The organism is Arthrobacter sp. NPDC058127 (genome assembly GCF_042884555.1).
GTDB lineage: Bacteria > Actinomycetota > Actinomycetes > Actinomycetales > Micrococcaceae > Arthrobacter.
Window position 1 is genome coordinate 558227 of sequence record NZ_JBHVTT010000002.1, and the last position, 23403, is coordinate 581629.

At 63.9% G+C, this 23403-nt stretch carries 25 protein-coding genes; 16 read left to right on the forward strand and 9 right to left on the reverse strand.

From position 1 onward, the window contains the following. Positions 1-21 precede the first annotated feature (21 nt). Together ACFVTG_RS06005 and ACFVTG_RS06010 are read left to right on the forward strand one after the other, a co-directional pair. Positions 22-1185: a trans-sulfuration enzyme family protein gene (locus ACFVTG_RS06005; protein ID WP_390278891.1), complete on the forward strand. Its 1164-nt coding sequence runs from the start codon at positions 22-24 to the stop codon at positions 1183-1185. 132 nt (positions 1186-1317) lie between these two features. After that, entirely contained in the window at positions 1318-2289 is a 972-nt protein-coding gene (locus tag ACFVTG_RS06010) for an MIP/aquaporin family protein (RefSeq protein WP_390278893.1), read from the forward strand. A gap of 51 nt (positions 2290-2340) precedes the next feature. On the opposite strand, the gene ACFVTG_RS06015 is transcribed toward ACFVTG_RS06010, so the two are convergent. Continuing rightward, the gene (locus tag ACFVTG_RS06015; RefSeq protein WP_390278895.1) at positions 2341-3597 is read right to left on the reverse strand and encodes an MFS transporter; all 1257 of its coding nucleotides are present in this window, start codon (positions 3595-3597) and stop codon (positions 2341-2343) included. A 107-nt stretch (positions 3598-3704) separates the two neighbouring features. Here ACFVTG_RS06015 and ACFVTG_RS06020 point away from each other — a divergent pair, with 107 nt between their 5' ends. After that, positions 3705-4697: a LysR substrate-binding domain-containing protein gene (locus ACFVTG_RS06020; RefSeq protein ID WP_390278897.1), complete on the forward strand. Its 993-nt coding sequence runs from the start codon at positions 3705-3707 to the stop codon at positions 4695-4697. A gap of 34 nt (positions 4698-4731) precedes the next feature. After that, positions 4732-5646, forward strand: coding sequence for an N-acetylglucosamine kinase (locus tag ACFVTG_RS06025; protein ID WP_284751661.1), 915 nt, complete (start codon positions 4732-4734; stop codon positions 5644-5646). 89 nt (positions 5647-5735) lie between these two features. Here the strand turns inward: ACFVTG_RS06025 and ACFVTG_RS06030 are convergent, their stop codons facing one another. Beyond that, positions 5736-6779 (reverse strand): pirin family protein, encoded by a 1044-nt coding sequence (locus ACFVTG_RS06030; RefSeq protein ID WP_390278899.1) that lies wholly within the window; start codon positions 6777-6779, stop codon positions 5736-5738. 56 nt (positions 6780-6835) lie between these two features. On the opposite strand from ACFVTG_RS06030, the gene ACFVTG_RS06035 reads away from it, so the two are divergent. The 7 genes from ACFVTG_RS06035 to ACFVTG_RS06065 all read left to right on the forward strand — a co-directional run bounded on the left by ACFVTG_RS06035 (position 6836) and on the right by ACFVTG_RS06065 (position 13259). Beyond that, on the forward strand, positions 6836-7294 hold the full coding sequence (locus tag ACFVTG_RS06035; RefSeq protein WP_284751659.1) for an NUDIX hydrolase: 459 nt from the start codon (positions 6836-6838) through the stop codon (positions 7292-7294). A gap of 137 nt (positions 7295-7431) precedes the next feature. Next, positions 7432-8517, forward strand: a complete 1086-nt coding sequence (locus tag ACFVTG_RS06040) for an ABC transporter ATP-binding protein (RefSeq protein WP_390278902.1) — start codon at positions 7432-7434, stop codon at positions 8515-8517. Continuing rightward, the gene (locus tag ACFVTG_RS06045; RefSeq protein ID WP_284751657.1) at positions 8517-9227 is read left to right on the forward strand and encodes an ABC transporter permease; all 711 of its coding nucleotides are present in this window, start codon (positions 8517-8519) and stop codon (positions 9225-9227) included. Before ACFVTG_RS06040 ends, ACFVTG_RS06045 begins: the two co-directional genes overlap by 1 nt. Next, on the forward strand, positions 9224-9970 hold the full coding sequence (locus tag ACFVTG_RS06050; RefSeq protein WP_284751656.1) for an ABC transporter permease: 747 nt from the start codon (positions 9224-9226) through the stop codon (positions 9968-9970). Before ACFVTG_RS06045 ends, ACFVTG_RS06050 begins: the two co-directional genes overlap by 4 nt. After that, positions 9967-10911: an ABC transporter substrate-binding protein gene (locus tag ACFVTG_RS06055; RefSeq protein WP_284751655.1), complete on the forward strand. Its 945-nt coding sequence runs from the start codon at positions 9967-9969 to the stop codon at positions 10909-10911. Before ACFVTG_RS06050 ends, ACFVTG_RS06055 begins: the two co-directional genes overlap by 4 nt. 222 nt (positions 10912-11133) lie before the next feature. Beyond that, positions 11134-12354, forward strand: coding sequence for a pyridoxal phosphate-dependent aminotransferase (locus ACFVTG_RS06060; protein ID WP_390278905.1), 1221 nt, complete (start codon positions 11134-11136; stop codon positions 12352-12354). Between the two features lie 50 nt (positions 12355-12404). Next, complete coding sequence (locus ACFVTG_RS06065) at positions 12405-13259, forward strand: polyphosphate kinase 2 family protein (RefSeq protein ID WP_390278907.1); 855 nt, start codon at positions 12405-12407, stop codon at positions 13257-13259. On the opposite strand, the gene ACFVTG_RS06070 is transcribed toward ACFVTG_RS06065, so the two are convergent. Both ACFVTG_RS06070 and xseA read right to left on the reverse strand, forming a co-directional pair. After that, entirely contained in the window at positions 13256-13513 is a 258-nt protein-coding gene (locus ACFVTG_RS06070; RefSeq protein ID WP_284751652.1) for an exodeoxyribonuclease VII small subunit, read from the reverse strand. The genes ACFVTG_RS06065 and ACFVTG_RS06070 overlap by 4 nt on opposite strands. A 3-nt stretch (positions 13514-13516) precedes the next feature. Then, the gene (xseA, locus tag ACFVTG_RS06075) at positions 13517-14839 is read right to left on the reverse strand and encodes an exodeoxyribonuclease VII large subunit (protein WP_390278954.1); all 1323 of its coding nucleotides are present in this window, start codon (positions 14837-14839) and stop codon (positions 13517-13519) included. Between the two features lie 318 nt (positions 14840-15157). On the opposite strand from xseA, the gene ACFVTG_RS06080 reads away from it, so the two are divergent. Together ACFVTG_RS06080 and ACFVTG_RS06085 are read left to right on the forward strand one after the other, a co-directional pair. Beyond that, positions 15158-16036, forward strand: a complete 879-nt coding sequence (locus ACFVTG_RS06080; RefSeq protein WP_284751651.1) for a hypothetical protein — start codon at positions 15158-15160, stop codon at positions 16034-16036. After that, positions 16033-17118 carry a 4-hydroxy-3-methylbut-2-enyl diphosphate reductase gene (locus ACFVTG_RS06085; RefSeq protein WP_390278910.1) on the forward strand — a complete coding sequence of 362 codons (1086 nt, stop codon included), beginning with the start codon at positions 16033-16035 and terminating at the stop codon, positions 17116-17118. The genes ACFVTG_RS06080 and ACFVTG_RS06085 overlap by 4 nt, the downstream gene beginning before the upstream one ends. 54 nt (positions 17119-17172) lie before the next feature. Here the strand turns inward: ACFVTG_RS06085 and ACFVTG_RS06090 are convergent, their stop codons facing one another. After that, positions 17173-18387, reverse strand: a complete 1215-nt coding sequence (locus tag ACFVTG_RS06090; protein WP_390278912.1) for a DNA recombination protein RmuC — start codon at positions 18385-18387, stop codon at positions 17173-17175. Between the two features lie 123 nt (positions 18388-18510). Between ACFVTG_RS06090 and ychF the strand changes: the two genes are divergently transcribed. Next, positions 18511-19596: a redox-regulated ATPase YchF gene (ychF, locus tag ACFVTG_RS06095; RefSeq protein ID WP_390278914.1), complete on the forward strand. Its 1086-nt coding sequence runs from the start codon at positions 18511-18513 to the stop codon at positions 19594-19596. Here ychF and ACFVTG_RS06100 read toward each other — a convergent pair. The 3 genes from ACFVTG_RS06100 to ACFVTG_RS06110 are packed head-to-tail and all read right to left on the reverse strand — an operon-like array spanning position 19593 to position 21625. Further along, positions 19593-20360: an SCO1664 family protein gene (locus tag ACFVTG_RS06100; RefSeq protein WP_390278916.1), complete on the reverse strand. Its 768-nt coding sequence runs from the start codon at positions 20358-20360 to the stop codon at positions 19593-19595. The two genes, ychF and ACFVTG_RS06100, sit on opposite strands and share 4 nt — an antisense overlap. After that, entirely contained in the window at positions 20360-20908 is a 549-nt protein-coding gene (locus ACFVTG_RS06105; RefSeq protein WP_390278918.1) for a DUF3090 domain-containing protein, read from the reverse strand. Before ACFVTG_RS06105 ends, ACFVTG_RS06100 begins: the two co-directional genes overlap by 1 nt. A gap of 24 nt (positions 20909-20932) precedes the next feature. Next, positions 20933-21625, reverse strand: coding sequence for a histidine phosphatase family protein (locus tag ACFVTG_RS06110; RefSeq protein ID WP_390278920.1), 693 nt, complete (start codon positions 21623-21625; stop codon positions 20933-20935). A gap of 137 nt (positions 21626-21762) precedes the next feature. Here ACFVTG_RS06110 and ACFVTG_RS06115 point away from each other — a divergent pair, with 137 nt between their 5' ends. Both ACFVTG_RS06115 and ACFVTG_RS06120 read left to right on the forward strand, forming a co-directional pair. Further along, a complete protein-coding gene (locus ACFVTG_RS06115; RefSeq protein WP_390278922.1) occupies positions 21763-21909 on the forward strand; it encodes a transcriptional regulator in 147 nt (48 codons plus the stop codon). Between the two features lie 111 nt (positions 21910-22020). Continuing rightward, entirely contained in the window at positions 22021-22533 is a 513-nt protein-coding gene (locus ACFVTG_RS06120; protein WP_390278924.1) for a hypothetical protein, read from the forward strand. A gap of 13 nt (positions 22534-22546) precedes the next feature. On the opposite strand, the gene ACFVTG_RS06125 is transcribed toward ACFVTG_RS06120, so the two are convergent. After that, positions 22547-23326, reverse strand: coding sequence for an alpha/beta fold hydrolase (locus ACFVTG_RS06125; protein ID WP_284751643.1), 780 nt, complete (start codon positions 23324-23326; stop codon positions 22547-22549). Positions 23327-23403: the final 77 nt, after the last annotated feature.

Here is a 23403-nt window from a genome sequence, read left to right on the forward strand (position 1 = left end):
GTGAATAATTCAAGGAGAGCAGTGACAGCCATCGATACACTCGCAGTCCACGCGGGCCGGACAGGACTCACGGAACAGGGCCTGCACGCAGTCCCGATCGACCTATCAACCACGGCGCCTTTGCCTTCTGTCCACGACGGCGGCCTCGCTTACGAGCAGATGGCTACGGGCGGCGTGCCCCTCGAGGGCCAGAGCACGGTGTACCAGCGTCTTTGGAATCCTACGGTAGCCAGGTTCGAAGACGGCGTAGCGGCGCTCGAAGGTGCAGCGCAATCTGTCGGTTTTGCCTCGGGCATGGCTGCCTTCAGCGCAGTGCTGCTGGCCGCCCAATCGGAAGGCAAGACGCACGTGGTTGCGGTGCGGCCTCTCTACGGCGGCACGGACCACGTCCTGGCCAGCGGCCTGCTTGGCAACCAGGTCACCTTCGTCAAGGCCGACGGTGTGCAGGATGCCCTTCGTCCGGACACGGGACTGGTGGTGGTGGAAACGCCCGCGAACCCGAGCCTGGATCTGGTGGACCTTAACCGACTGGTGGCCGACGCCGGAGATGTTCCGGTTCTCGTGGACAACACTTTTGCCACCCCGATCCTCCAGCAACCGCTCAGGCACGGCGTCGCGATGGTGCTTCACAGCGCCACGAAATTCCTGGGCGGCCACGGCGACGCCATGGGTGGCGTGGTGGCAACAAGTCCAGAGTGGGCCACTCGCCTGCGCCGGGTTCGTGCCGTGACCGGCGGCATCCTGACTCCGTGGCCCGCCTACCTGTTGCACCGGGGCCTGTCGACCCTTCCCATTCGGGTGCGGGCCCAGCAGGATCACGCCCACAAGATCGCTGCAGCGCTCGCCGGCCACGAGCTCGTCGCCAAGGTGTACTACCCGGGGCTTCCCGAGTGCGATCCGCTGCACTTGGTGGGTACGCAGATGAGCGGTCCGGGTTCGTTGATCTCTTTCGACCTTGAATCGGCCGAGCATGCGGAGCGCATTCCGGGCTCCGTCCGCCTCATTACGCACGCAGTGTCGCTGGGTGGTACCGACACGCTGATCCAACACCCCGCCGGGTTGACCCACCGCCCTGTGGCTCCGGAGGCCAAGCCCCAGGCGCGCATGCTTAGGCTTTCCATCGGCCTGGAAGATCCCGCCGACATCATCGACGACCTGGTCCAGGCCATCGAGTCCACCCGTTAGCCCTATTCCGGACCTTGAGTCTTGGTTACCTAAGGCAATCGGCTGGTTACCGTAGGTCGTTCGACATACCATGAAGTTGCTGGGGTTGTCAATTTCCAAAGGTGAATCGGATGACTCAAGGAGGCACTCGGAATGAGTGAAGTCAGTCCACTACGGAATGCAGTCCGCAAAGGAAGCGGCCTCAAGCAACTGGGTGGTACTTGGGGTGAGCTCCTTGCCGAGTTCCTCGGCACATTTGTGCTGATCGCTTTCGGCGACGGGGTTGTGGCCATGGCGGTTGCCGCCTTGCCCGGCTCGGGACGGGCCGCGACGTCGACCACGATCTTCATGGCCGCCGGCGACTGGCTGTTGATCACGTGGGGATGGGCCATAGCGGTAATGATGGCAATCTACGTCGGCGGTGGGGTCAGCGGGGCGCACATCAATCCGGCGGTGACGGTGGCTTTCGCGGTCCGGCGGAAGTTCCCGTGGAAAAAGGTAGGCCCGTACATCCTTGCCCAGATTGTTGGGGCTTTCGCCGGAGCCGCGCTGGTGTACCTGCTTTATCACGATGCCATCGACGCCTATAACAAGGCTGTAGGCACCGGGCGCGCGGATCCAAAGGGGCTGGCGACCTACTCCATTTTCGCGACCTTCCCGGCACCGTATTTCAACGGTAATCCCGTGGGTCCATTGGTCGACCAAATTGTTGGCACGGCTTTCCTCGTCTTGTTCGTCGTGGCCATCATCGACATGCGCAACACGGCCGTGCAGTCGAACCTGGGCCCGTTCATGATCGGGCTGGCCGTGGCGGCGATCGGCATGTCCGTGGGCGCGAACGCCGGATACGCCATCAACCCTGCCCGTGACTTCGGACCACGGCTGTTTGCGTGGCTCGCCGGATGGGGGCAGACGGCTCTGCCGGGCACCGTTGACGGAGCGTTCAGCGGGTATTTCTGGATCCCGATTGTCGGCCCCCTCGTCGGTGGAGTGATCGGTGTGCTGATCTACGACTGGTTCATCGGGGACGTGCTCCATGCGCGCACCCTGTTGGCGGAACCCACGCTTCCGGGACGGGCGGGCGCAGACATCGCTCCGGCGTCCGAACCTAAACGGGCAGCCTAGAGGTAATTCAATCCGGGGGTCCATCTGCCGTGCCGTGCGGCGCGTACGTGGTCACGCGGAGGAGACGACGACGGCGACTTGGCGCGCCGGGGATCGGTGCACGACGGCGGTGATCACCGCCGTCGTGCACCCCAGCGCGATGACCGTCCAAGCGAGTGCAGTCCAACCGAAAGCCTGGAAGGCGAGTCCTCCGGCCCAGCCGATAACGCTGGAACCCAGGTAGTAGGAGAGGTTGTACAACGAGGCTGCTTGTGCGCGGCCGCTCGTTGCGATGGTCCCGGTCCAGCCTGCTCCGATGCTGTGCGCGGCGAAGAAGCCGCCGGTGAAGACCACCAAGCCCGCCAGAACCGCGGCGATGTTGTCCCACAGAGTGAGTCCAAGGCCGGCCGTCATGGTCGCTATCCCGGCGAGCATGACCGTCCGCCGGCCGAAGCGCATGGACAATCCGGCTCCCCATCGGGAGCTCACGGTTCCGGACAAATAGGCGAGGAAAATCAGGCTGACTACGGTGGCGGGCAGTCCGAAGGGCGCGGCGTGGAGACGGAATCCGAGGTAGTTGTAGACGGCTACGAATCCACCCATCAACAGGAACGCTTGAATATAGAGGGCCAGCAGCCGTGGATTGGAAGAGTGGCCTGCCAGCGTCTTCATTGCCCCGCGGAAACCTCCGGCCGAACGCGGGGTGAAGCGGCGCGGTTTCGGGACCAGTACCAGAAACAGTGCGGCCGACGCTGTCGCAAGGATGGAGACTGCGAAGGCGGCGGCTCGCCAGCCCCACAATTCGCCGACGGGGCCCGCGAGCAAGCGGCCGGCAAGACCGCCGAGGGTGGTGCCGGCCACGTAGCTTCCAGCGGCCAGCGCGGCGTGCACCTTGTTGACTTCTTCATTCAAGTACGCGATCGCGATCGCCGGGATACCGCCGAGGGCCATGCCCTCCAGCGCCCTCAAAGCGAGGACAAGCGGAAAAGTGGGAGCCAGGGGGACGAGCAGGCCCAGGACGGTGGCCGCCGCGATTCCGATGGCCATGGCACGCACGCGGCCGATCTTGTCGGCAACGAAGGACCAGGGCAGCACCGTTGCCGCGAGGCCTACCGTGGCCAAGGAAATAGTGAGCGCCGCCTCTGCCGCGGTGATGTGCAGCTCGTTCGCCATGAGTGGCAGGACGGCCTGGGTGGAGTACAGCTGCGCGAACGTGGCCACGCCGGCGAGGGCCAACCCGGCGAGGATCCTCCGGTAGGCGGTGGAGCCCTTCAGATGGCCTTCCCAATCGGACTCTGCGGGACTCTTGGATACTGCGCTTTTACTCACTTCTCCACAGTATGGCGAGCGGAAGTGATGATTCCAATGCATGATTCACTTACGATTGATAGCGAGTATGGATGGTTTTGAAAATTGTCGATCCGAGGTGGACAAGCGTGGACATCGAACACAAGCACTTGGTCCAACTACTGCCGTTGCTCCCACTGCTAGCTGAGCTTGGCCGGACAGAACATGTCACCGAGACGGCCGAACTGCTCGGAGTACCCCAATCGACGGTGAGCCGGGCGCTCGCCCGGGCAAGCGCCGTCGTCGGGACCGAACTCCTTATCCGTGAGGGCCGCGGTGTCCGCCTGACCCCTGCAGCGAAGACGCTGCTTCCCTATATCGAAGCGGCGCTCGCGGAGTTCCAAGCGGGGCTGGACGTGGTCCGCCACGAATCCGATGTTGTCCGCGGTCGAATTGCGGTGACCTTCCAGCACACTTTCGGCGAGGCCACGTTGCCACTGCTCATGAGCGCATTCCGGAGCCGGCACCCCTTCACGGCCTTCGAGCTCAGCCAAGGAGCGCGTGCCGCCTGCCTTGAATCACTCATTGCCGGTGACGCCGACTTCGCCTTGACGGCTCCCGTGGCGGCTCCGGGCAGGAACCTCGGCTCGGCGGCGCTGTACCGCGAGCCTTTGCGGCTGGTGGTGCATCACCGCCATCCGGTGGCCCGGCGGGCCAGCGTGGGGCTCACCGAGCTCAAGCATGAGCCGTTCGTTTCCATGGGACCTGGTTTCGGCCTGCGCTCGCTGACCGACGCGATCTTCCGGGATGCGGGCTTTCGCCCTAGGGTGGCTTTCGAGAGCCAGGACTCGCATACCATCCGCGGGCTCGTGTCCGCCGGATTGGGCTACAGCATCCTGCCGCCGGGAGGACTGGGGCCGGGACCACAAGGGGTCCTGGATTCCACGGACCTCGGGTGGGTGGAAGTGCCGCTCGACTCGGAGCTCGCATACCGGGAGATAGGGATTGCCTGGCGCGAACGGCGCAAGGAACCGGACCCCGTCAGGCTTTTCCGGGAACTGGTGCTTTCCGAAGGGCCGGGGCTGCTCGCAGGGCTTGTCAAGGCTCGGTCCGGAAGCGAAGCGCGAGCCGGAACCCAATAGGACCACCCGTTGCGCCCGCGCTAGGCTTTTGGACGTGGAGACTGCAGAAAACAAGACCCCCCGGCCCGACGCAACGGTCATCGGGCTCGACATCGGCGGCACGAAGACCCGCGGTGTCCGGTTCGAAGACGGCAAACCGGTCCGAGACGAAAGCACGGGCAGCTCCAACGTCCAGAACGTCAGCAGGGAGACAGCGGCCAGGAATCTCGCCGAGCTCTTCGCCATGATCGGTGGCGGCGACGTGGACCGCGTCCTTGCCGGGGCAGGCGGAATCGACACCGACGCCGATGCCCGCGCCCTCGCCGAACTGATCGAACCCCATGTTCCGGGTGCACAAGTCACGGTGGTCCACGATTCCCGCTTGCTACTGGCGGCAGGCGGGGCCAGCACGGGAGTGGCTGTCATCGCCGGGACTGGATCCGCGGCCTGGGGAAAGAACGCCGAGGGGGAGGAAGCCCGTGCCGGCGGCTGGGGCTTTCTCCTGGGCGATGAGGGCAGCGGTTACTGGTTGGGCCGGGAAGCAGTGCGTCACAGCCTGCGCCGCATGAACAAAGGGCTCGAACCCGATGGCCTCACAGTGGCCCTCTTGGAATCCTGCGGAGTGGACGACCCAAATAAACTCATCGCACTGTTCCATTCGGAGGACACCGACCGGCGGTACTGGGCCCAGCGCGCGAACGCCGTGGTCGCGACCGCGCGCGAAGGGCTCGAGATCAGCCGCCAACTGCTGGACCAGGCAGGACGGGATCTCGCGGAGCTGGCGGCGCAGGCCGTTCGCCAGCTTGGCTTGCCCGGACCGGTGATTCTGGGCGGCGGGCTCGGCATGAACGTGGAGCCCTTGCAATCCGCTTTCCGGGCGGGACTTGCCGCGCACGGAATCACCGATGTGCGGGTCCTGGACCAGGAACCGGTTTTCGGTGTGCTGCGGATTGTCGCGGAACAGGCCTAAAAGCGACGCGCATACGGCTGGCGGATACGGAGAAAGACTGGCGACGCGCGAATTCCGGGGTCGCCAAACCTTTTGGGCGTCGCCAAACCTTAGTCAGTAGCCCTGTTCCGTGACCTCGGCTTGAGCTGGACACCCGGCATGGGCGGTGCGGGGATGCGCCCGGCTTCAGCTCCGGCGTCGGGCCCGTGGCCATGGATCCAACCGAATCGCGCGGTGCGGGCGTCCTCGTCGCTCAGGAGCGCCTGGGCTTCCCAGTCTTCGCGGGCCTGCTCCACTTCCTCGTGCGTCCGGCCCACGAAGTTCCACCACATCAGGATGTCCTCTTCGAAGGGTTCGCCGCCCAGGAGCATGAAGCGGGTTCCAGGAGATGCGTCGAGGCGGAGCGATTCCCGGCCCATGCCGAGGAAGGCCAAGGGGCCGGGGTCGACTTCTTGGCCGTCGATCACCGCGGAACCGTCCAGGACCAGAACCGCATGCTCGAAATCGGGATTCAGCGGCAGCTCGACGGCGCCCGAGGCTGAGACTTCGACCCCGACAATCGGGCTGTACATGACCGCGGGGGAGCGCTGCCCGGCGAATTCGCCCACGAGAACCGTAGCCCTGAAACCGTCCGCCACGACCACCGGCAGCTCGATGATCTGCTCGAACGACGGCGCCTGGTGCCTTACGGCGTCGGGCAAAGCAACCCACAACTGCAGGCCCCGGGACAGCGGCAGGAGGGCGCCGCCGTCGGGCGCGTCAGGGTGAAGTCCTGCCGGCAGGACGCCGAACTCGGAATGCGAAATGCCTCGGCCCGCCGTCATGATGTTCAACTGCCCGGGACGGACCACGACGTCGCTGCCGACGCTGTCGCGGTGCCGCACCTCGCCCTCGAGGGGCCATGTGACCGTCTGCAGTCCCATGTGCGGATGGGGAAGGACGCTCATCGCGATGCGGTCCGGGCCGAAGCTGTCCAGGAAGCACCAGGCGCCTACGGTCGGCATGCCGCGCTGGGGGAGCGTGCGGGAGACATTCATGGCCCGGACGCCGCCCAGGGGAACCTCGCGGGCCGGCCAGAGCTGCACAAAGGGTCCTTGCCCGGGATGTCCGGCTGGGCAGACTTCCTGCGACGGGGCCGTTTCCAAGTTGGTCACAATACAACTCCATGTGCTGAACAGTGTTCCTCCCAGCTTAGGCCTAGGCTGGCTCCATGAGCATCCAGTTCGACACCCGCCCGGCCGCGTACGGAGTGGTCATCCGCGACGGAGCGATCCTTCTCGCCTATTGGAAGCAAGACGGCAAGGAAGGCTGGACCCTCCCTGGAGGAGGCCTTGATTTGGGGGAGCATCCCGTGGACGGTTGCCGCCGCGAGATCCAGGAGGAAACAGGGTACGACGCCGATATCGGAGCGATGCTGGGCATCGACGTCGGCCACTGGCCGGGTGAGGAGCGGCTCGACGGATCAGACCGTGATTTCCAGGCAATCCGTCTGGTCTACGAGGCAAGCATCACGGGCGGCGAATTGACCCATGAGATAGACGGCAGCACGACCCACGCCGCCTGGGTGCCGCTGGGCAAGGTTTCCGGACTGAACCGGGTGTCCCTGGTCGATATCGGCCTCCGCCTGCACAGTGAGCGGCCCCTCAACGGAAAACTGCCGACGCCCTGAGCATTGCCGATTCATTACGGTCTTCGCGCCTGCGCTGACATCGTCGGTGGTGCTGGTTAGGCTGTAGAACATCAGTTCGCTGTTGATTGAGTTCCATCGTTGATATTTGCGGCCCGAAAAGTTAGGTAAGCCCCGGAATGGCTGAAGCCATGATTGAGTTCCAGAGCGTCACCAAGCAGTATCAGGGCGGACAACCCGCTGTTGATGGATTGAGCATGTCTATCGACAAGGGTGCCATCACCGTATTCGTCGGCCCCTCGGGCTGCGGAAAGACCACGTCCCTGCGGATGATCAACCGCATGGTAGAGCCCACCTCGGGCACCATCACTGTGGCCGGCAAGGATGTTTCGAACGAACCGGCCGCACAGTTGCGCCGCTCCATGGGTTACGTCATGCAGTCTTCGGGACTCATGCCGCACCGTTCCGTGCTGGACAACATTGCCACCGTTCCGCGGCTCAACGGCGTTTCCAGGGCGGCGGCCCGCAAACGGGCGGAAGAGCTGCTCGACGTCGTCGGGCTGGCTTCGGTGCTCGGCAAGCGGTACCCGTCCCAGTTGTCCGGCGGCCAGCAGCAGCGAGTCGGGGTGGCCCGCGCGCTCGCAGCGGACCCGCCCGTATTGCTCATGGACGAGCCCTTCAGCGCGGTGGACCCCGTGGTCCGCGACGAACTCCAGCAGGAACTCCTCCGGCTCCAGCGCGAACTGGCCAAGACCATCGTCTTCGTCACCCACGACATCGATGAGGCCACCGTGCTCGGTGACAAAGTGGCCGTCTTCGCCGTCGGGGGCAAATTGGCGCAATACGCGGCCCCGGAAGAGATCCTCCGGGCCCCCGCCAATGACTTCGTAGCATCCTTCGTAGGCCGTGACAGGGGGTTCCGCCACCTATCCTTCAACCCCGCCGATGCTGTTGCGGTGCATCCGGTCAAGACGGTCGAGGCCCCGCAAGTGGCCGCAGGGACCAACGAATGGGCCTTGGTGCTCGACGGCGACTCCCGGCCCATGGGATGGGCCTCGCCGCGCGACGGCGCCGGACTGATTCCCGGAGGCTCCTTGTTCCGGCGCGGGGATACGCTCCGCCGGGCGCTGGATGCCGCGTTGTCCTCACCTTCGGGCCTTGGCGTAGTAGTCGACGACGACGGCAGGCTCGCGGGCGTCCTCAAAGCCGATGAAGTGCTGGCGCTCATTGAGCAGACCCGGCACAACCGGGAGGACGCCCCCTGATGGAATGGTTCCTGGCGAACAGCGGCATGGTCTTCGAGCGGGCCGGCGAGCACCTGATCCTGGCTTTGATTCCCATGGTTTTGGGTCTGCTCATTGCGGTTCCCTTGGGGCAACTGGCCCGGCGGAACCGTACCCTCAGGACCGTCGTCACCACGGGAAGTTCCCTGCTGTACACCATTCCTTCCCTGGCGCTTTTCATTATCCTGCCGCCGATCCTGGGAACCCGGATCCTGGATCCGCTCAACGTGGTGGTTGCCCTCACCCTCTATGCCGTTGCCTTGCTGGTGCGGGCCGCAATGGACGCGTTCGATTCCGTGGACGACGACCTCCGCATGGCGGCAGTGTCCATGGGATTCAAGCCGACCGCACGGTTCCTGCAGATCGACCTTCCGCTTTCCTTGCCAGTGCTCTTCGCTGGCCTGCGCGTGGTGTCCGTCAGCAATATCTCCCTCGTGAGCGTCGCCGCGCTGCTGGGGGTCGGGAACTTGGGAATGCTGTTCACCGACGGCCTGCAGCGAGCGTTCGTCACTGAGGTGGTCATCGGCATCATCGCGATTCTCCTGCTGGCCCTCATCATGGACACGTTCTTGGTCCTGCTCGAGAAGCTGCTGACGCCCTGGACGCGTGCCGGTGCGGCAACCGCCAAGCAAGACGCCAAAGCAGCGCAGTTCATCGCGGATGCCGAGATCCACGCGGAGGCGGCCCGATGAGCAACATCTTCGTGGATACGCTCGCTTGGCTCACGGATCCGGTTCACTGGTCGGGAAGCGGCGGAATCGCCACGCGGCTCCTGGAACACTTGCAGTATTCCGGGCTGGTCCTGGTGATTGCCGCGGCCATCTCCGTGCCGCTGGGTCTCTTCATAGGCCACACGGGACATGGGCGCGTCGTTGCCGTGGCATTCGCCGGCGCCTTGCGGGCCCTGCCCACCCTCGGCCTACTTGTCCTCTTTGCCCTGTTGGCGGGAAGCGGACTCATGCCTCCCGTCTGGGCCCTGGTCATCTTGACGGTGCCGCCCCTCCTGGCCGGGACCTACGCGGGGATTTCCAGCGTGGATCCAACAGTGGTTGACGGGGCCCGGGCCATGGGCATGACAGAACTCCAGATCTTGTTCCGCGTGGAGCTGCCCAACGGACTCCAGGTCATGTTCGGTGGCATCCGCACGGCGGTCCTCCAGGTCATCGCAACGGTTTCCGTGGTGGCGTACCTTCCGTTGGGCGGCTTGGGGCGTTATCTTTTTGACGGATTGGTCCTCCAGGACTTCCCCCGCATGCTCGGCGGGTCACTGCTCATCGCGGCGTTGGCAATCGCCGTCGACCTCATTCTGGCCATGGCGCAGAGGATCCTCCTCCCGCCCGGACTTTCCATCGATTCCAGCGGCGGCCATAAGGCCGCCGGAGATCTCGCAGCCGCCGCACCAGCAGGGGCTGCCGTTCAAGGAGGTACCGCATGAAGCAACCCGTCACCCTGACCCGCCGCGGGTTCGGCGGCCTGGCGGCCGGAGTCGGCATTGCGCTTGCTCTGAGCGCGTGTGGCGGCAGCCCGCTGTCCACCCCGTCCACCAACGCTCCCTCCGGGGCCGGCGGCTCGCTCACTGTGGGCTCGGCAGATTTCCCCGAGAGCCAAGTCATCGCCGAAATCTACGCCGGAGCACTTAACGCCGCCGGCGTCACTGCTACCACCAAGCCCAATATCGGATCCCGGGAAATCTACTTCAAGGCTGTCCAGGACGGTTCGATCGACCTCGCCCCCGACTATTCCGGCAACCTCTTGTCCTACCTGGACGCCAACGCCACGCAGGTCTCGGCCGATGACGTCTACAAAGCGCTGCCCGGGAAGCTTCCACAGGGCCTCGGAGTGCTCGACCCCGCCAAGGCTGAAGACAAGGACGCCATGGTTGTCACGAAGGCCACGGCGGAGAAGTACCAGCTCAAGTCCATCGAAGACCTTGCCAAGGTCTGTGGGGACTTCACGATGGCAGCACCTGCAACCTTTGAGACCCGCGCCTATGGGTTCCCGGGCCTCAAGGCCAACTACAACTGCGTGCTCAAGGGCCTGAAGCCGTTCAGCGACGGCGGCGGCAACCTCACGCTGCAGGCCCTGCTCTCCAACGACGTCCAGGTTGCCGACATCTACACCACCACGCCGTCCATCCAGGACAACGCCCTGGTGGTCTTGGATGATCCCAAGAACAACTTCAAGGCCCAGCAGGTCCTCCCGCTGTACAACATGGCCAAGATGACGGACAAGGCGAAGGCAGCCCTCAACAACGTTTCCAAGATCCTGACCACGGATGACCTCATCAACCTCAACCGGGCAGTCAGCGGCAACCAAAAGCAGAATCCCAAGGACGCTGCTGCCGCTTGGCTCAAGGACAAAGGGATCGTGAAGTAGGTCCCCACCGCCTCCCTCGCCTCGCTCCGCTCGCCCAGGGAACCCTCCCCGCTACCTCCCCAATCTCGCAAGCTCTATTGGGGAGGTAGCGGGGGCCCAGGCGGCGGAGGCCCCTGCCAAGGACGACGGCGGCGTGGAACCCTTTGGGGGCCTCGCCGCCGTCGTCCTGAATGTGAGTGATGTCTCAACGGAAGTACATCCCCGGTATGGCATATTTGATGAATGGCAGAATTCAAGCAGTCCACCAAGCTTCATAATGTCCTTTACGACATCCGTGGACCGATTCTTCAGGCCGCCCAGCAGATGGAGGCAGAGGGTCACCGCATCCTCAAACTGAACATCGGAAACCCGGCACCGTTCGGATTTGAAGCGCCGGACGCGATCCTGGTGGACATGATCCGCCATCTGCCACATGCCCAGGGCTACAGCGATTCGCGCGGAATTTTCTCGGCCCGCACCGCCGTCTCGCAGTACTACCAGACCCGCGGCATCCAAAACATCCACGTTGACGACATCTATCTTGGCAACGGCGTCAGCGAGCTCATCACCATGTCGCTCATGGCCTTGCTGGAAGTGGGGGATGAGATTCTCATTCCCACTCCCGACTACCCGCTCTGGACCGCCTCGGTCGCACTCGCGGGCGGCCGTCCGGTCCACTATCTGTGCGACGAAGAATCGGGCTGGCAGCCGGACCTTGAGGACATGGAATCGAAGATCACGCCTCAAACCAAGGGCATCGTGGTCATCAACCCGAACAACCCCACGGGTGCTGTGTACCCGGAGGAAACCCTCAAGAAGATCGTGGCCCTGGCCGAGAAGCATGGCCTTGTGGTGTTCGCCGATGAGATCTACGAGAAGATCCTCTACGAAGACGCTGTCCACGTGAATCTTGCCGCACTCACCGGCGACGACGTGCTCTGCCTGACGTTCAGCGGATTGTCCAAGGCCTACCGGGTATGTGGCTACCGTGCCGGCTGGATGGCCATCTCCGGTCCCAAGAAGGACGCGTCGGACTACCTCGAGGGCATCAACCTGCTGGCCAACATGCGCCTGTGCGCCAACGTGCCGGCGCAGCATGCCATCCAGACCGCCCTCGGTGGCCACCAGAGCATCAACGATCTCATCCTGCCCGGCGGCAGGCTCCTTGAACAGCGGAACAAGGCCTACGATCTGCTCAACGCCATTCCTGGCGTGAGCACACAACAGGCCCGGGGTGCCCTTTATCTGTTCCCGAAGTTGGACCCTGAGGTCTATCACATCCGCGACGACGAGAAGTTCGTCCTCGACCTACTCAAGGAACAAAAGATCCTCGTCTCACATGGACGGGCCTTCAACTGGGTGCGTCCGGACCACTTCCGCATGGTGACCTTGCCAAACGTCAAGGATATTGAAGAAGCGATCGGCCGCATGGCGGACTTCCTGGGGCGGTACCAAGGCAACTAGCCTGTTGTGCAAGCCGCGATGAATGCGGCCGGACCAGAGGGGACGTCGAAATGGCCGCTGCAGTGCGTTTCAAGCACAGTCCGTCAAAGGAACTGAAAGCCCGGCCGGGCTTCTTGTTGTCCGAGGTGGACCCGGAATCGACGCCGGGCTACAAGGGGAAGAAGCCTGACGGCGTCGCCTTACTGGCCGCCCAGGACGAACGCTTGGACGAACTGCAGGAAATGCTCTTTGCCGAGGGAAAGTTTGGCTCCTCCAAACGGGTGCTGTTGATCCTTCAAGCAATGGATACTGCCGGCAAGGGCGGGATCGTGGAGCACGTCGTCGGATCCATGGATCCCCAAGGTGTCAAGGTTGCTCCGTTCAAGGCTCCCACCGACGAGGAGAAAGCCCACGATTTCCTCTGGCGGATCGAGAAGGCACTTCCCGCCGCCGGATTCGTCGGGGTTTTTGACCGTTCGCACTATGAGGACGTGCTCATTCACCGAGTGCACGGTTGGGCTGATGAGGCCGAACTGGAACGGCGCTACGCGGCCATCAACGGGTTCGAGGCACGCCTCGCCGAACAGGGCACGGCGATCGTCAAGGTGATGCTCAACATCAGCCGCGATGAACAGAAGGAACGCCTGCTGTCACGCTTGGACGACCCGTCCAAGCACTGGAAGTACAGCACGGGCGATCTCAAGGAACGCGCGTTTTGGGATTCCTACATGGAGGCCTATCAGCTCGTGTTCGAGAAAACGTCAACCGAGGTAGCGCCTTGGTATGTGGTTCCGGCGAACAAGAAGTGGTTTGCGAGGATCGCTGTCCAGGAGCTTCTTCTGGAGGCGCTCGAGAAAATGGATCTGGGCTGGCCTAAAGCCGACTTTGATGTGGCGGCGGAACGGGCCCTGGCGGTCCGATCCTAGCTGGCCGCCGGGTCATCCTCGCCGCTGTTCCGGGCCGCGGCCAGCCTCCTGCGGGCACCCTCCAGCCACTCTTCGCAGCGCTTCGCCAAGGCTTCGCCGCGTTCCCAGAGAGCGAGCGATTCTTCAAGGCTTGCTCCGCCGGCTTCAAGGCGGCCAACCACGGCCATGAGCTGCTCGCGGGCTTCCTCATAGCTGAGGGCGTCCAGGTTGTCGGCGGAAGCCTTGGCCGCAGGGGATGTGTTCTCTGCTGTCATTTCTCAGTCCTCATTGTGCTGGTGCTTACTGGGGTGCCCGGGAGCTCCGGAAGATACGGGAGCTCCGGAAGATACGGCCGCAAGGCGGCCTTCCGCCAGGCGGAGGGTCAGCTCCGTGCCGTCGGGGGCTTGATCCGGGTTCCGGACGACGTCATGGCCCACTCCGTCCGCCCCTGCGACCTGGACGACGGCGTACCCCCGGTCGAGCGTTTTTTGGGGGGACAATGCCCTCACCTGGGCGCGGAGGTGGTGCACCTGATCAAGTGCGCGTACAACTGCGGAGCTCACCGCGGTGTGGGCATGTTTCCGGAGCCGTTCGACGTCCTCTTCCCGTGCAATGACCATTCCCTCGGGGGACGCCAGCACGGGGCGCGATCTCAACGCATGGAGTCGATCCGTTTCGCGGTCCACGAGGCGTCCGACGCCGCGGCGTAGCTGCTCGCGGGCCTGACGTACCCTTGCCAGTTCCTCGGCGACGTCGGGGACGATCCTCTTCGCGGCGTCGGTGGGCGTGGATGCACGAAGGTCGGCGACATCGTCCAGGATAGGGTGGTCGGCCTCATGGCCAATTGCGCTGACTACCGGGGTGGCCGCTGCGGATACTGCCCGGACCAGTTCTTCGTTGCTGAACGGAAGCAGATCTTCCAGGGCTCCACCACCACGGGCGATCACGATCACATCCACGTGCGGATCGGCATCGAGTTCCTTGAGCGCAGCCAGGATCTGGCTGACTGCCGTGACACCCTGGACTGCAACTTCCCGGACGGCGAATTCGACGGCGGGCCAGCGAAGGGCCGCGTTGCGCAGGACGTCTTTCTTGGCGTCGGAATCGCGGCCGGTGATGAGCCCGATCCGGTGGGGGAGCAGGGGCAGCCGCTTCTTCCTCGAGTCTGAAAACAGCCCTTCAGCGCCAAGGGCCTGGCGCAAGCGCTCGATTCTGGCGAGGAGATCGCCGAGGCCGACGGGACGGATGTCCTTGATCGACATGTTGAGCCGGCCGGTCTTGAGCCAGAATTCGGGTTTCACCAAGGCCACGACGCGTGAGCCCCGCTCCAGCGGCATCTTCTGGCGGTCCAGGACGTTGGACCACAGTGACGCGGGCAAGGAGATTTCGGCGTCGGTGTCCCGCAGCGTCACGAAGGCGCTGCCCCCGCGACGGTTGAGTTCGATGACCTGGCCTTCGATCCACGCGGCCGGGGCCCGTTCTATATGGGTCTTGAGCTTGCGGGACAGAAGCTGCAGCGGCCAAGGATTGTCGGGACTTGTCTCCGACGCCGTCGCGGGCAGGGTTGACTCTGCCTTCGTGGACTCTTCTCCGGCGGACACTTCTTCCTGGTCTCCCGCGTTCGGGAGTCCGGAAATCGGCAACGCCCGTGGCGCGCCGCCGGGTACGGCATCATAGGACACGCGGGTAGCCTCCTGTTGGTGGCTGGTGCATGGTTCTGTCCTCGCTGGTACTTTGCTAGGGGGTGCCGGAAGCATCCCTGCTATAGGTGCTACTGAAACGTTGCTACCGAAAAGATTGTGCTACCGAAAAGCGGGCGGCAGGCTTCCAACTCTATCCATACCTTGTAGCATGCATGACCGACATTTACCCGTCGTTGCCCCGCCTGGAACTGCTGCACTCCAAACTTGAGGAATCCATTGCGCTCGTTCGTCTCTGCAATCGCAGTGATCTTTGCCCTTCTGCTCACAGGAATCGCCGTCCCGATGGCATGGACGGACGCCAACATCGTCCGGGAAGACGGGTTTGTGGCGCTCACCTCGTCGATCGGGAAGGACCAGGCGTTCCAGGCGCGCCTGGCCGCTACCGCCGTCGCGAGCCTTGAATCCAAAATCAACCTACCGGCGCCGGTGGAACAACTTGGCGCTTCCTTCCTCAAAGACGCGGCCGCCGCAATGACCACGTGGCCCGAATACCCGCAAGCGTGGAATGAAACCGTAGGCCGGAGCCACCAACTGAATTTCGCAGGCAACGGCAGCTCCGGGAACCCGACCGCGGGGACGTCCTTGGTGCTCGACGTCGGGCCCTTGGTCAAGATCGCGGCGGACCGGCTGCACGCGGCAACCGGCCTCCCCATTGCGACGCCGGACTCCACACTGATCAACATCGGCGGCCCTGCCCAGCGCCAGCAGGTAGACGCCATCGCCGCCTATGCGCCGATGTGGTGGATTGCCGGCCTCGGCGCCGTCCTGCTGTTTGCCCTGGGTCTGCTTTTCGCGAAGCGCAGGGGCGTGGTTCTCCTGTTCGCCGGACTGGGCCTGGCCGCAGTCGCGGCGTTGTGGCAAATGGCTACGACTGTGCTGAAGGGGGCAGGCGACGCGGGCCTGGGCGGAACCGGCACGGGCGGCCTCTTCGCGCGCGAGTTGCTGGCAGCCTCGGTCGACAATTTCACCGGCTGGATCACCAACGCCTGGATTGCTGCGGGAGTGCTTGCGCTTCTTGGCCTGTTCGTCGTGATCTTCTCGCGCAAAGCCGGGCCGAGCTTGCGGGCGAACGCTGCCGGTAGCATGGAGGGATGACCAGCTCAGCAGTTTCCATTCCGATGCCCTCTGTCCCGCGTAGGCGTCGGACGCCGGACGAGGTGCTGGCCGCCGTTCCGGTCTCCGGCCCCAAGCGCGTCTTGCTCGCGGCCCCCCGCGGATATTGCGCCGGCGTCGATCGCGCAGTCATCGCGGTGGAGAAGGCACTGGAACACTATGGGCCGCCGGTTTACGTTCGTAAGCAGATCGTGCATAACGTGCACGTGGTCACCTCGCTGGAGGAAAAGGGTGCCATCTTCGTCGAAGAGACGGACGAGGTACCCGAAGGCGCCCTCGTGATCTTCTCGGCCCATGGCGTGTCCCCGGCCGTCGTGCAATCGGCCGAAGACCGCGGTCTGCGCACCATCGATGCCACCTGCCCGCTCGTCACGAAGGTGCACCGCGAAGCCGTCCGCTTCGCCAAGGAAGACTACGACATTCTCCTTATCGGCCACGACGGTCACGAGGAAGTGGAAGGAACGGCCGGCGAAGCCCCGGATCACATCCAGATCATCAATGGTCCGCACGAAGTGGACAAGGTCACTGTGCGCAACCCGGAGAAAACCATCTGGCTTTCGCAAACCACCCTGAGCGTCGACGAGACCATGGAAACCGTCCGGATGCTCAAGGAGCGGTTTCCCACGTTGCAGGATCCGCCCAGCGACGACATTTGCTATGCCACCACCAACCGCCAAGTGGCCATCAAAAAGATTGCCCCGCAGGCCGACCTGGTGATCGTGGTGGGATCTGCGAATTCCTCCAACTCCGTGCGGCTCGTCGAAGTGGCGCTTGAATATGGTGCCAAGGCCTCCTACCGGGTCGATTTCGCGAATGAGGTGGACGAGGGCTGGTTCGAAGGCGTCGCCACCGTGGGCGTCACCTCCGGCGCTTCCGTTCCTGAGGTCCTTGTCCAGGACGTTCTCCGTTTGCTGGCCGACTACGGTTACGGTGCGGTTGAAGAGGTGGTAACGGCGGAGGAAGACCTGCTGTTCTCCCTGCCGAAGGAACTGCGCGCTACCCTCAAAGAGGCCGGAGATGTCACACGGGCCTTGGGCGGACGCGGGAACCGGCCAACATCGTAGTCCCGGTCCGGGCGCGGCACCCTGTGCCCGGCCCGGACCCCTACTAGGCCGGTCTTAGGCCGCGGATTCGCCTTCGATCAGTTCGGGTGCGGCAAGCGCCCGCGGCACTGCTTCCACTGCGGACGGTGACACCAGACCGTCGGTGTCCATTGAATTGAGTTTCCGTGCCGTCGGCAAGACGCGTGCTTCCAGGGTTCCGACGAGTGCGTTGTAGCGATCCACCGAGGTCTTCAACGATGAACCCAGCTTGCCCACGTTGTCGCCGAGAGTGCCCATCCGTTCGTACAGCTGCCGGGCGAGCTCGAAGAGTTCCCGGGCGTTGTCCGTCAAGACGTCCTGGCGCCAGGTGAAGGCGACGGACTTAAGAACTGCCAGCAAGGTGCCGGGGGACGCGAGCACTACGTTCCGGGACAAGGCGTGGTCCAAGAGGGCGGGGTCCGCTTCGAGTGCGGCGGCCAGGATGGATTCCGCGGGCAGGAAGCAGATCACCAGTTCGGGGGAGTTGCCGGGGATGTCCCAGTACTTCTTGGACCCCAGGGCATCCACGTGGGACTTGAGGGCCTTCGCGTGCGCGAGGAGCAAAGCATCCGCGCCATTGCCCACAGACTGAAGGCCGTTGACCCTCTGGGTAGAGTTGCCCTGTTCCTGGGCGGCGAGGTAGGACGCCAACGGAACTTTTGCGTCCACCACTAGCTGCTTTCCACCCGGCAACTGGACCACGAGATCCGGCCGGACGGCGTTGTCGGCGGAAGCGGAATGTACCTGTTCGTGAAAATCGACGTGACGCAGCATTCCGGCCGCTTCCACTACCCGGCGGAGCTGGACTTCACCCCACTGGCCCCTGGCGCTGTTGGACCGGAGGGCGGAAGCCAGGGCATGCGTGGAGCGCAGGAGTTGTTCATCGGACAGCCGGGCTTCTTGGAGCTGCTGGGCGAGCTGGCCGTACTGCTCCAAGCGATCCCGTTCCAGAAGCGATACCTGTTGCTGGACGGCAGTCAGCTTCTCGGCAACAGGGGCGAGAGCCCGCAAGACGCTGCCATCCTGGTTCCTGGACTCGTTCAGTTCACGGTTCTGCGACAACAGAAGCCGTCGTTCGGCGTCGGCGGCGGCAAACTGGGCGTTCACCGCGGCAAGCCGGGCCGAGACGCCGTCGAAATCTTGTTCGAGCGCGGCATTGCGGCGCCGAAACAGGAGGAAGCCAGCCACCACGCCGGCGGCCGCTCCCAGAAGAAGCATGAACAAAGCGAGTATTACTGCAAAACCATCCATGTCTCCAACCTTGGCATAGGGGTCGGACAATTTAGCGAAGCCGGGTCACGGCACCCGGGCGTGGGGTCCAGGGTTCCACCCGCGAAAGCGGGGAAGGGCACTCAACGGGTAGAATCAATGCTCGTGGCTCTTACTATTGGCATCGTCGGACTGCCCAACGTCGGCAAATCAACTCTTTTCAACGCACTGACCCGCAACCAGGTGCTGGCCGCGAACTACCCGTTCGCCACCATCGAGCCAAACGTCGGCGTCGTCAACCTCCCGGACCCGCGCCTGCAGAAGTTGGCGGAGGTCTTCGGATCGCAGCGCCTCCTGCCCGCCGTCGTCTCGTTCGTTGACATCGCAGGCATCGTCAAGGGCGCCTCCGAAGGCGAAGGCCTGGGCAACAAGTTCCTGGCGAACATCCGCGAAGCAGAAGCCATCGCCCAGGTCATCCGTGTCTTCGACGACCCCGACGTTGTCCACGTCGACGGCAAAGTCGATCCGCGCTCGGACATTGAGACGATCAACACCGAACTGATCCTGGCCGATCTCCAGACGATCGAAAAGGCCATTCCCCGGATCGAAAAAGAAGTCAAGATCAAAAAGCGGGAAGCCGCGGAACTCGCAGCAATCCTGGCTGCCCAGGCCGTCTTGGAGCGTGGTGACACCATCTTCTCCTCGGTCAAGAGCGACAAGCTCGAGATGGAGCACCTCAAGGAGCTCAGCCTCCTCACGGCCAAGCCCTTCATCTACGTCTTCAATGCCGACGAAGGAATCCTGGGCAGCCCGGAAAAGCAAGAGGAACTGCGCGCCATGGTGGCACCGGCAGACTGCATTTTCCTTGACGCCAAGCTGGAATCCGATCTCGTCGAACTCGACGAGGAAGAAGCCCGCGAGATGCTCGAGATGAACGGCCAGGACGAATCCGGCCTCGACCAGCTGGCACGCGTCGGTTTCCATACGCTCGGACTGCAGACCTACCTCACGGCTGGTCCCAAGGAAGCCCGCGCCTGGACCATCCACCAGGGCGACACCGCGCCGCAGGCCGCAGGTGTCATCCACACGGATTTCCAGCGCGGATTCATCAAGGCCGAAGTTGTCTCATTCGATGACCTCATCGCCGCCGGATCCATGGCCGAGGCCAAGTCCCGCGGCAAGGTCCGTATTGAAGGCAAGGAATACGTCATGGCCGACGGCGACGTGGTGGAGTTCCGCTTCAACGTCTAGAACAGCGGCCAGGGCACCGCCGACATCTCGCCGCTCGGAGCCGGAAACCGCCCTGCCGAACGCAACCGGGCGCAGCGCGCGGCGAGCGATGCGATTTCTTCGGCGCTGAGCAATTCCGCCAGGTTTCGGCCCAGCCCACCGTGCAGTCCTTCGCTGACACGATCGATGCCCTCGCGTTCCTCGGCGGTCAGAGGGTCTCCCAGCCATCCCCACAGCACCGTGCGCAGCTTGTGGTCACGGTGAAAGGTGAGCCCATGGTCCACGCCGTGCCGGTGTCCGTCCGGCATTGCAAGAATGTGGTCGCCCTTGCGGTCGGCGTTGTTGACGACTGTGTCGAACACCGCAATGCGCCTGAGCGCTGGCGAGTCTTCGTGAACGAGGGTGACCATGCGTCCGTTCTCATCCCGTCCCTCGAGAACGTGCTTCCAGCCCGTCTCCGGCACGTGGACTGTCGCCACGAGGTCCACGGCGTTTTGGGCGGGGTCTTGGTCCTGCCAGAGCTGCACCATTCCTTCGCCCATCGGACCATCGCGCAGCCAGGTGTGCGGCACGATGTCCCAGCCGAATGCCTGCGAGACCAGGTACGCGGCCACCTCCCGGTGGGCCAGGGTGCCGTGGGGAAAGTCCCACAGCGGAGTTTCGCCGGCTATCGGCTTGTAGACGACCACTACGTCGCCGATGCTGCCCAGAAATGTAGCGTTTGAAGCCGTCGTGATGCGGCCGGTGAGCGTCAGCTCGGCGGTCCCGAGCTCCGGCGTCGGCATCAGACCTCGGGAAGGGTGCAGATGTGCCCGTCGGCGTCGATGGGGTACCCGCAGAGCGGGCACGTCGGACGCCCGGCGCCCACGATCTCTCGGGTGCGCTTGGCGAAGGCGCGGGCCGTGCCGACCGGCATGCGGACCAGCAGCATTTCGGTCTCGTTAGCGCCGTCCTCATCGTTGGCATCGGCATCGGCATCGGCCTCGGTGATGGCGTAGGCCTCTAGTACCACCTGGGCCGTGGTTGGGTCCCAACCTAGGCTCATGGCGCCGGTGCGGAACTGCTCCTGAACGGCCTCGAGCTGGTCATTGTCGACAAGTTCAATGGGAGTACCCGTGGGAACGCTGAACGGGTTGCCCTCCACGGTGATGAGCTGGTCGAGAATTTCGTCGATCTTCTCCGCGAGCAGAGCCGACTGCTCTTTCTCCAGGGCAACACTCACGATCTGCGTCCCTGCGCGCACCTGCAGGTAGAACGTGCGCGCCCCCGGAAGGCCAATGGTGCCGACGACGACCCGATCAGGCCAGGCAAACTCGTGAACACGTGTAGGCATGTCAGTATTCTAGGCACATGAGGTTCATGGCGCCTTTTGCCCTGCACCGCCGCCCACCGGCGCATCGCCAGAGTGGATGCCGTTCGTCAGCCGCGACAGATCACCCGCGTCGGTGTTGGTCGCATAGACGCTCGGCCGACTACCGCCGTAGCGCACGATCGATACGGAACCGGGGCCCACGGTAATACGCTGGAACAGGTCAAGGTGCATGCCGAACGCGTCGGCGAGGATTGACTTGATGATGTCACCGTGGCTCACCGCCACCCACACGGCTCCTGGCCCGTACTCGGCTTCGAAGGCTGCATCGTGGCGTCGAATCGCTGCCACCGACCTAGCCTGCATCGCGGCCATGGATTCACCTCCGGGAAAGACGACGGCGGACGGTTGGGACTGCACAACCGGCCACAGATCCTCGGTCGCGAGGTCACTGAGCGTCCGGCCCTGCCACTGGCCGTAATCGCACTCGGTGAGATCGAGATCGACCGGCGCGTACGGCGTGCCAGCCTGGCGATCGAGGATGAGCTGGGCGGTCTGCTGACACCGCTCAAGCGGGCTCGACACCACCGCGACCAAGGGCACCGCCGCGAGCCGGTCTCCAGTCAGAGCCGCCTGGTCGCGCCCGACTTGGTCCAGGCTGACGCCGACCGCCCGCCCAGCCAGCAGCCCAGTGGCATTGGCTGTGGTGCGGCCGTGCCGCACGAGAATAACTGTCGCCATCCACCCAGCCTAACCACCCGCTCGCTGCGGTGGAGCCGATATTTACGCCGTCCTATCCGGCACGGGGTAGACCAGGACAACTTCGCCGGCCGGACGCCTGCTGCCCACGGCGAGCACGGCGTTTACACCCTGGTCAGGTGCCCGACACGGCACTACGTCTTGGCAAGTATTTTGGAACGTCGGCTCAGTTCTGGCTCAACCTGCAGACGCATTACGATCTCGACGTTGCCGAAGATCGTGCGGCTGGGCAGATCGCTGCCTTCACGCCTCTCAAGGTCGCGTGAACAAATCGGTGCGGCTGGTCATCGACATGCCGGTACAGTTCATCTCGCGAGTTATCCACATAGCGCAACTCAGCCGTCCTGCGCAGCTTGCGCTTTGGCAATACTTGGTGGATGGGAATCAGATATTACGCATATGCATTCGACGGCGACCTCACTGAACAGGTGCTTTCCGACCCGATGACCTTCGTGTCGGTCGATCCGCTTGCTGATGCTTGGGGCCTTGACCCTGGTGTCGGGATCAGTGGTACCACCTTCGAACAATTGATATCGGAGCGCGACATGCTCTATCTGGACAAGGCATGGCGGCATCTGCAGGTTCTCACGGCCCCATTGGGGGAGGCCATGGCGGCGCGACCCGCTTTTCGTATGTTTGAAGGCAACGTGACCATGCATGGCGAAGGTTGGGATCCGTGGGTAAGGGCCTTGACTCCGTCCGAGGTTTTGGCGATTGCTCAGGACTTGGACGATATCTCTGATGCGGAGGTGAGGCTGCGGTTGCCGGATTCGCCATGTGTGGATCGGGACCTTGACGTCGAGTATGCCGTTGGCTATCTTCGACGGGCTCGGGTCTTCGCCACCAATCTCGCCGACGAGGGGCGCGGCATGGTCTACCTGATCGGGTAACGATCATCCTGTCTTAACCCCAACCGGCGACATCCTGGCTCAGGATATTAGGCCAGGTTTCGACGTCGTCCGGGGTGCGGGCTACTGTCAGCGTTGCTTGCGGGAGCAGCGCGGCAAGGGTTTCCGCGGTTGACAGCGGGTGGCCCGGATCATCGACCCACGCCAGGATCGTCGTCGGTACGTCGATTCGCGCGAGGGCCTCAGGAGCAGGCAGATCGCTGAGTGCCGCGCCTCGAAACAATGACGGCAAGAGGGAGTCGGCGACGTCGGGCACCGTCTCCGGCGCACCAATTGTGGCCGGCGGCGCCGTTGCCCCGCGCGTGGTGGCGAGGAACGCCTCGACACCAACAGACTCGATAAGCGCCGCGGCTACCCGGTAGTTTGCAGCCTGTGCAGCTCGGGTTTCCCACGCGGTGGGTGGCACCATAAGCGTGAGCCCGGTAAAGCGGCCTGGCTCGCGGGAAGCGGCGTGCAAGAGTGTGCCGGTACCCATGGAGGGACCAACTCCGTGGACACGTTCGCCTGGGAACCAGTGATCGAGCAGTCGCAGGAGGTCGTCTGCGAGGTTTTGCCATTGATATTCCTCGGGGACCTTCCGACCCGTCGACCGGCCATGGCCGCGTGCGTCGTACCGCAGCAGTCGAGTTCCACTAAGCCCTCGGCCGAGGTCGAGGTTGAGCACCCGATCGCGCGCGCGGCTTGAGGTAAGTCCATGCAGTTGGACAATCGGGTGTCCACCTTCATCGCTCAAAGCAACCGCAAGCTCGGCTCCGGGAACCTCGAAAGTGGGCATCAGGCTCCTCGTTTCGTGACTGGCCGCGTCACCTCTTGCGGCCGCGTTGAACATTCAGGCTATCTGGGGCGATAGGA

Excerpts from the sequence above, each read along its gene's own strand:
- ACFVTG_RS06040 (WP_390278902.1), top strand. The coding sequence starts at position 7,432 with ATGGCTGAAGCCATGATTGAGTTCCAGAGCGTCACCAAGCAGTATCAG.
- ACFVTG_RS06035 (WP_284751659.1), top strand. The coding sequence starts at position 6,836 with ATGAGCATCCAGTTCGACACCCGCCCGGCCGCGTACGGAGTGGTCATC.
- ACFVTG_RS06060 (WP_390278905.1), top strand. The coding sequence starts at position 11,134 with ATGGCAGAATTCAAGCAGTCCACCAAGCTTCATAATGTCCTTTACGAC.
- ACFVTG_RS06090 (WP_390278912.1), bottom strand. The coding sequence starts at position 18,387 with ATGGATGGTTTTGCAGTAATACTCGCTTTGTTCATGCTTCTTCTGGGA.
- ACFVTG_RS06110 (WP_390278920.1), bottom strand. The coding sequence starts at position 21,625 with ATGGCGACAGTTATTCTCGTGCGGCACGGCCGCACCACAGCCAATGCC.
- ACFVTG_RS06065 (WP_390278907.1), top strand. The coding sequence starts at position 12,405 with ATGGCCGCTGCAGTGCGTTTCAAGCACAGTCCGTCAAAGGAACTGAAA.
- ACFVTG_RS06105 (WP_390278918.1), bottom strand. The coding sequence starts at position 20,908 with ATGCCTACACGTGTTCACGAGTTTGCCTGGCCTGATCGGGTCGTCGTC.
- ACFVTG_RS06010 (WP_390278893.1), top strand. The coding sequence starts at position 1,318 with ATGAGTGAAGTCAGTCCACTACGGAATGCAGTCCGCAAAGGAAGCGGC.
- ACFVTG_RS06045 (WP_284751657.1), top strand. The coding sequence starts at position 8,517 with ATGGAATGGTTCCTGGCGAACAGCGGCATGGTCTTCGAGCGGGCCGGC.
- ACFVTG_RS06055 (WP_284751655.1), top strand. The coding sequence starts at position 9,967 with ATGAAGCAACCCGTCACCCTGACCCGCCGCGGGTTCGGCGGCCTGGCG.
- ACFVTG_RS06120 (WP_390278924.1), top strand. The coding sequence starts at position 22,021 with ATGGGAATCAGATATTACGCATATGCATTCGACGGCGACCTCACTGAA.
- ACFVTG_RS06100 (WP_390278916.1), bottom strand. The coding sequence starts at position 20,360 with ATGCCGACGCCGGAGCTCGGGACCGCCGAGCTGACGCTCACCGGCCGC.
- ACFVTG_RS06085 (WP_390278910.1), top strand. The coding sequence starts at position 16,033 with ATGACCAGCTCAGCAGTTTCCATTCCGATGCCCTCTGTCCCGCGTAGG.
- ACFVTG_RS06050 (WP_284751656.1), top strand. The coding sequence starts at position 9,224 with ATGAGCAACATCTTCGTGGATACGCTCGCTTGGCTCACGGATCCGGTT.
- ACFVTG_RS06070 (WP_284751652.1), bottom strand. The coding sequence starts at position 13,513 with ATGACAGCAGAGAACACATCCCCTGCGGCCAAGGCTTCCGCCGACAAC.
- ACFVTG_RS06125 (WP_284751643.1), bottom strand. The coding sequence starts at position 23,326 with ATGCCCACTTTCGAGGTTCCCGGAGCCGAGCTTGCGGTTGCTTTGAGC.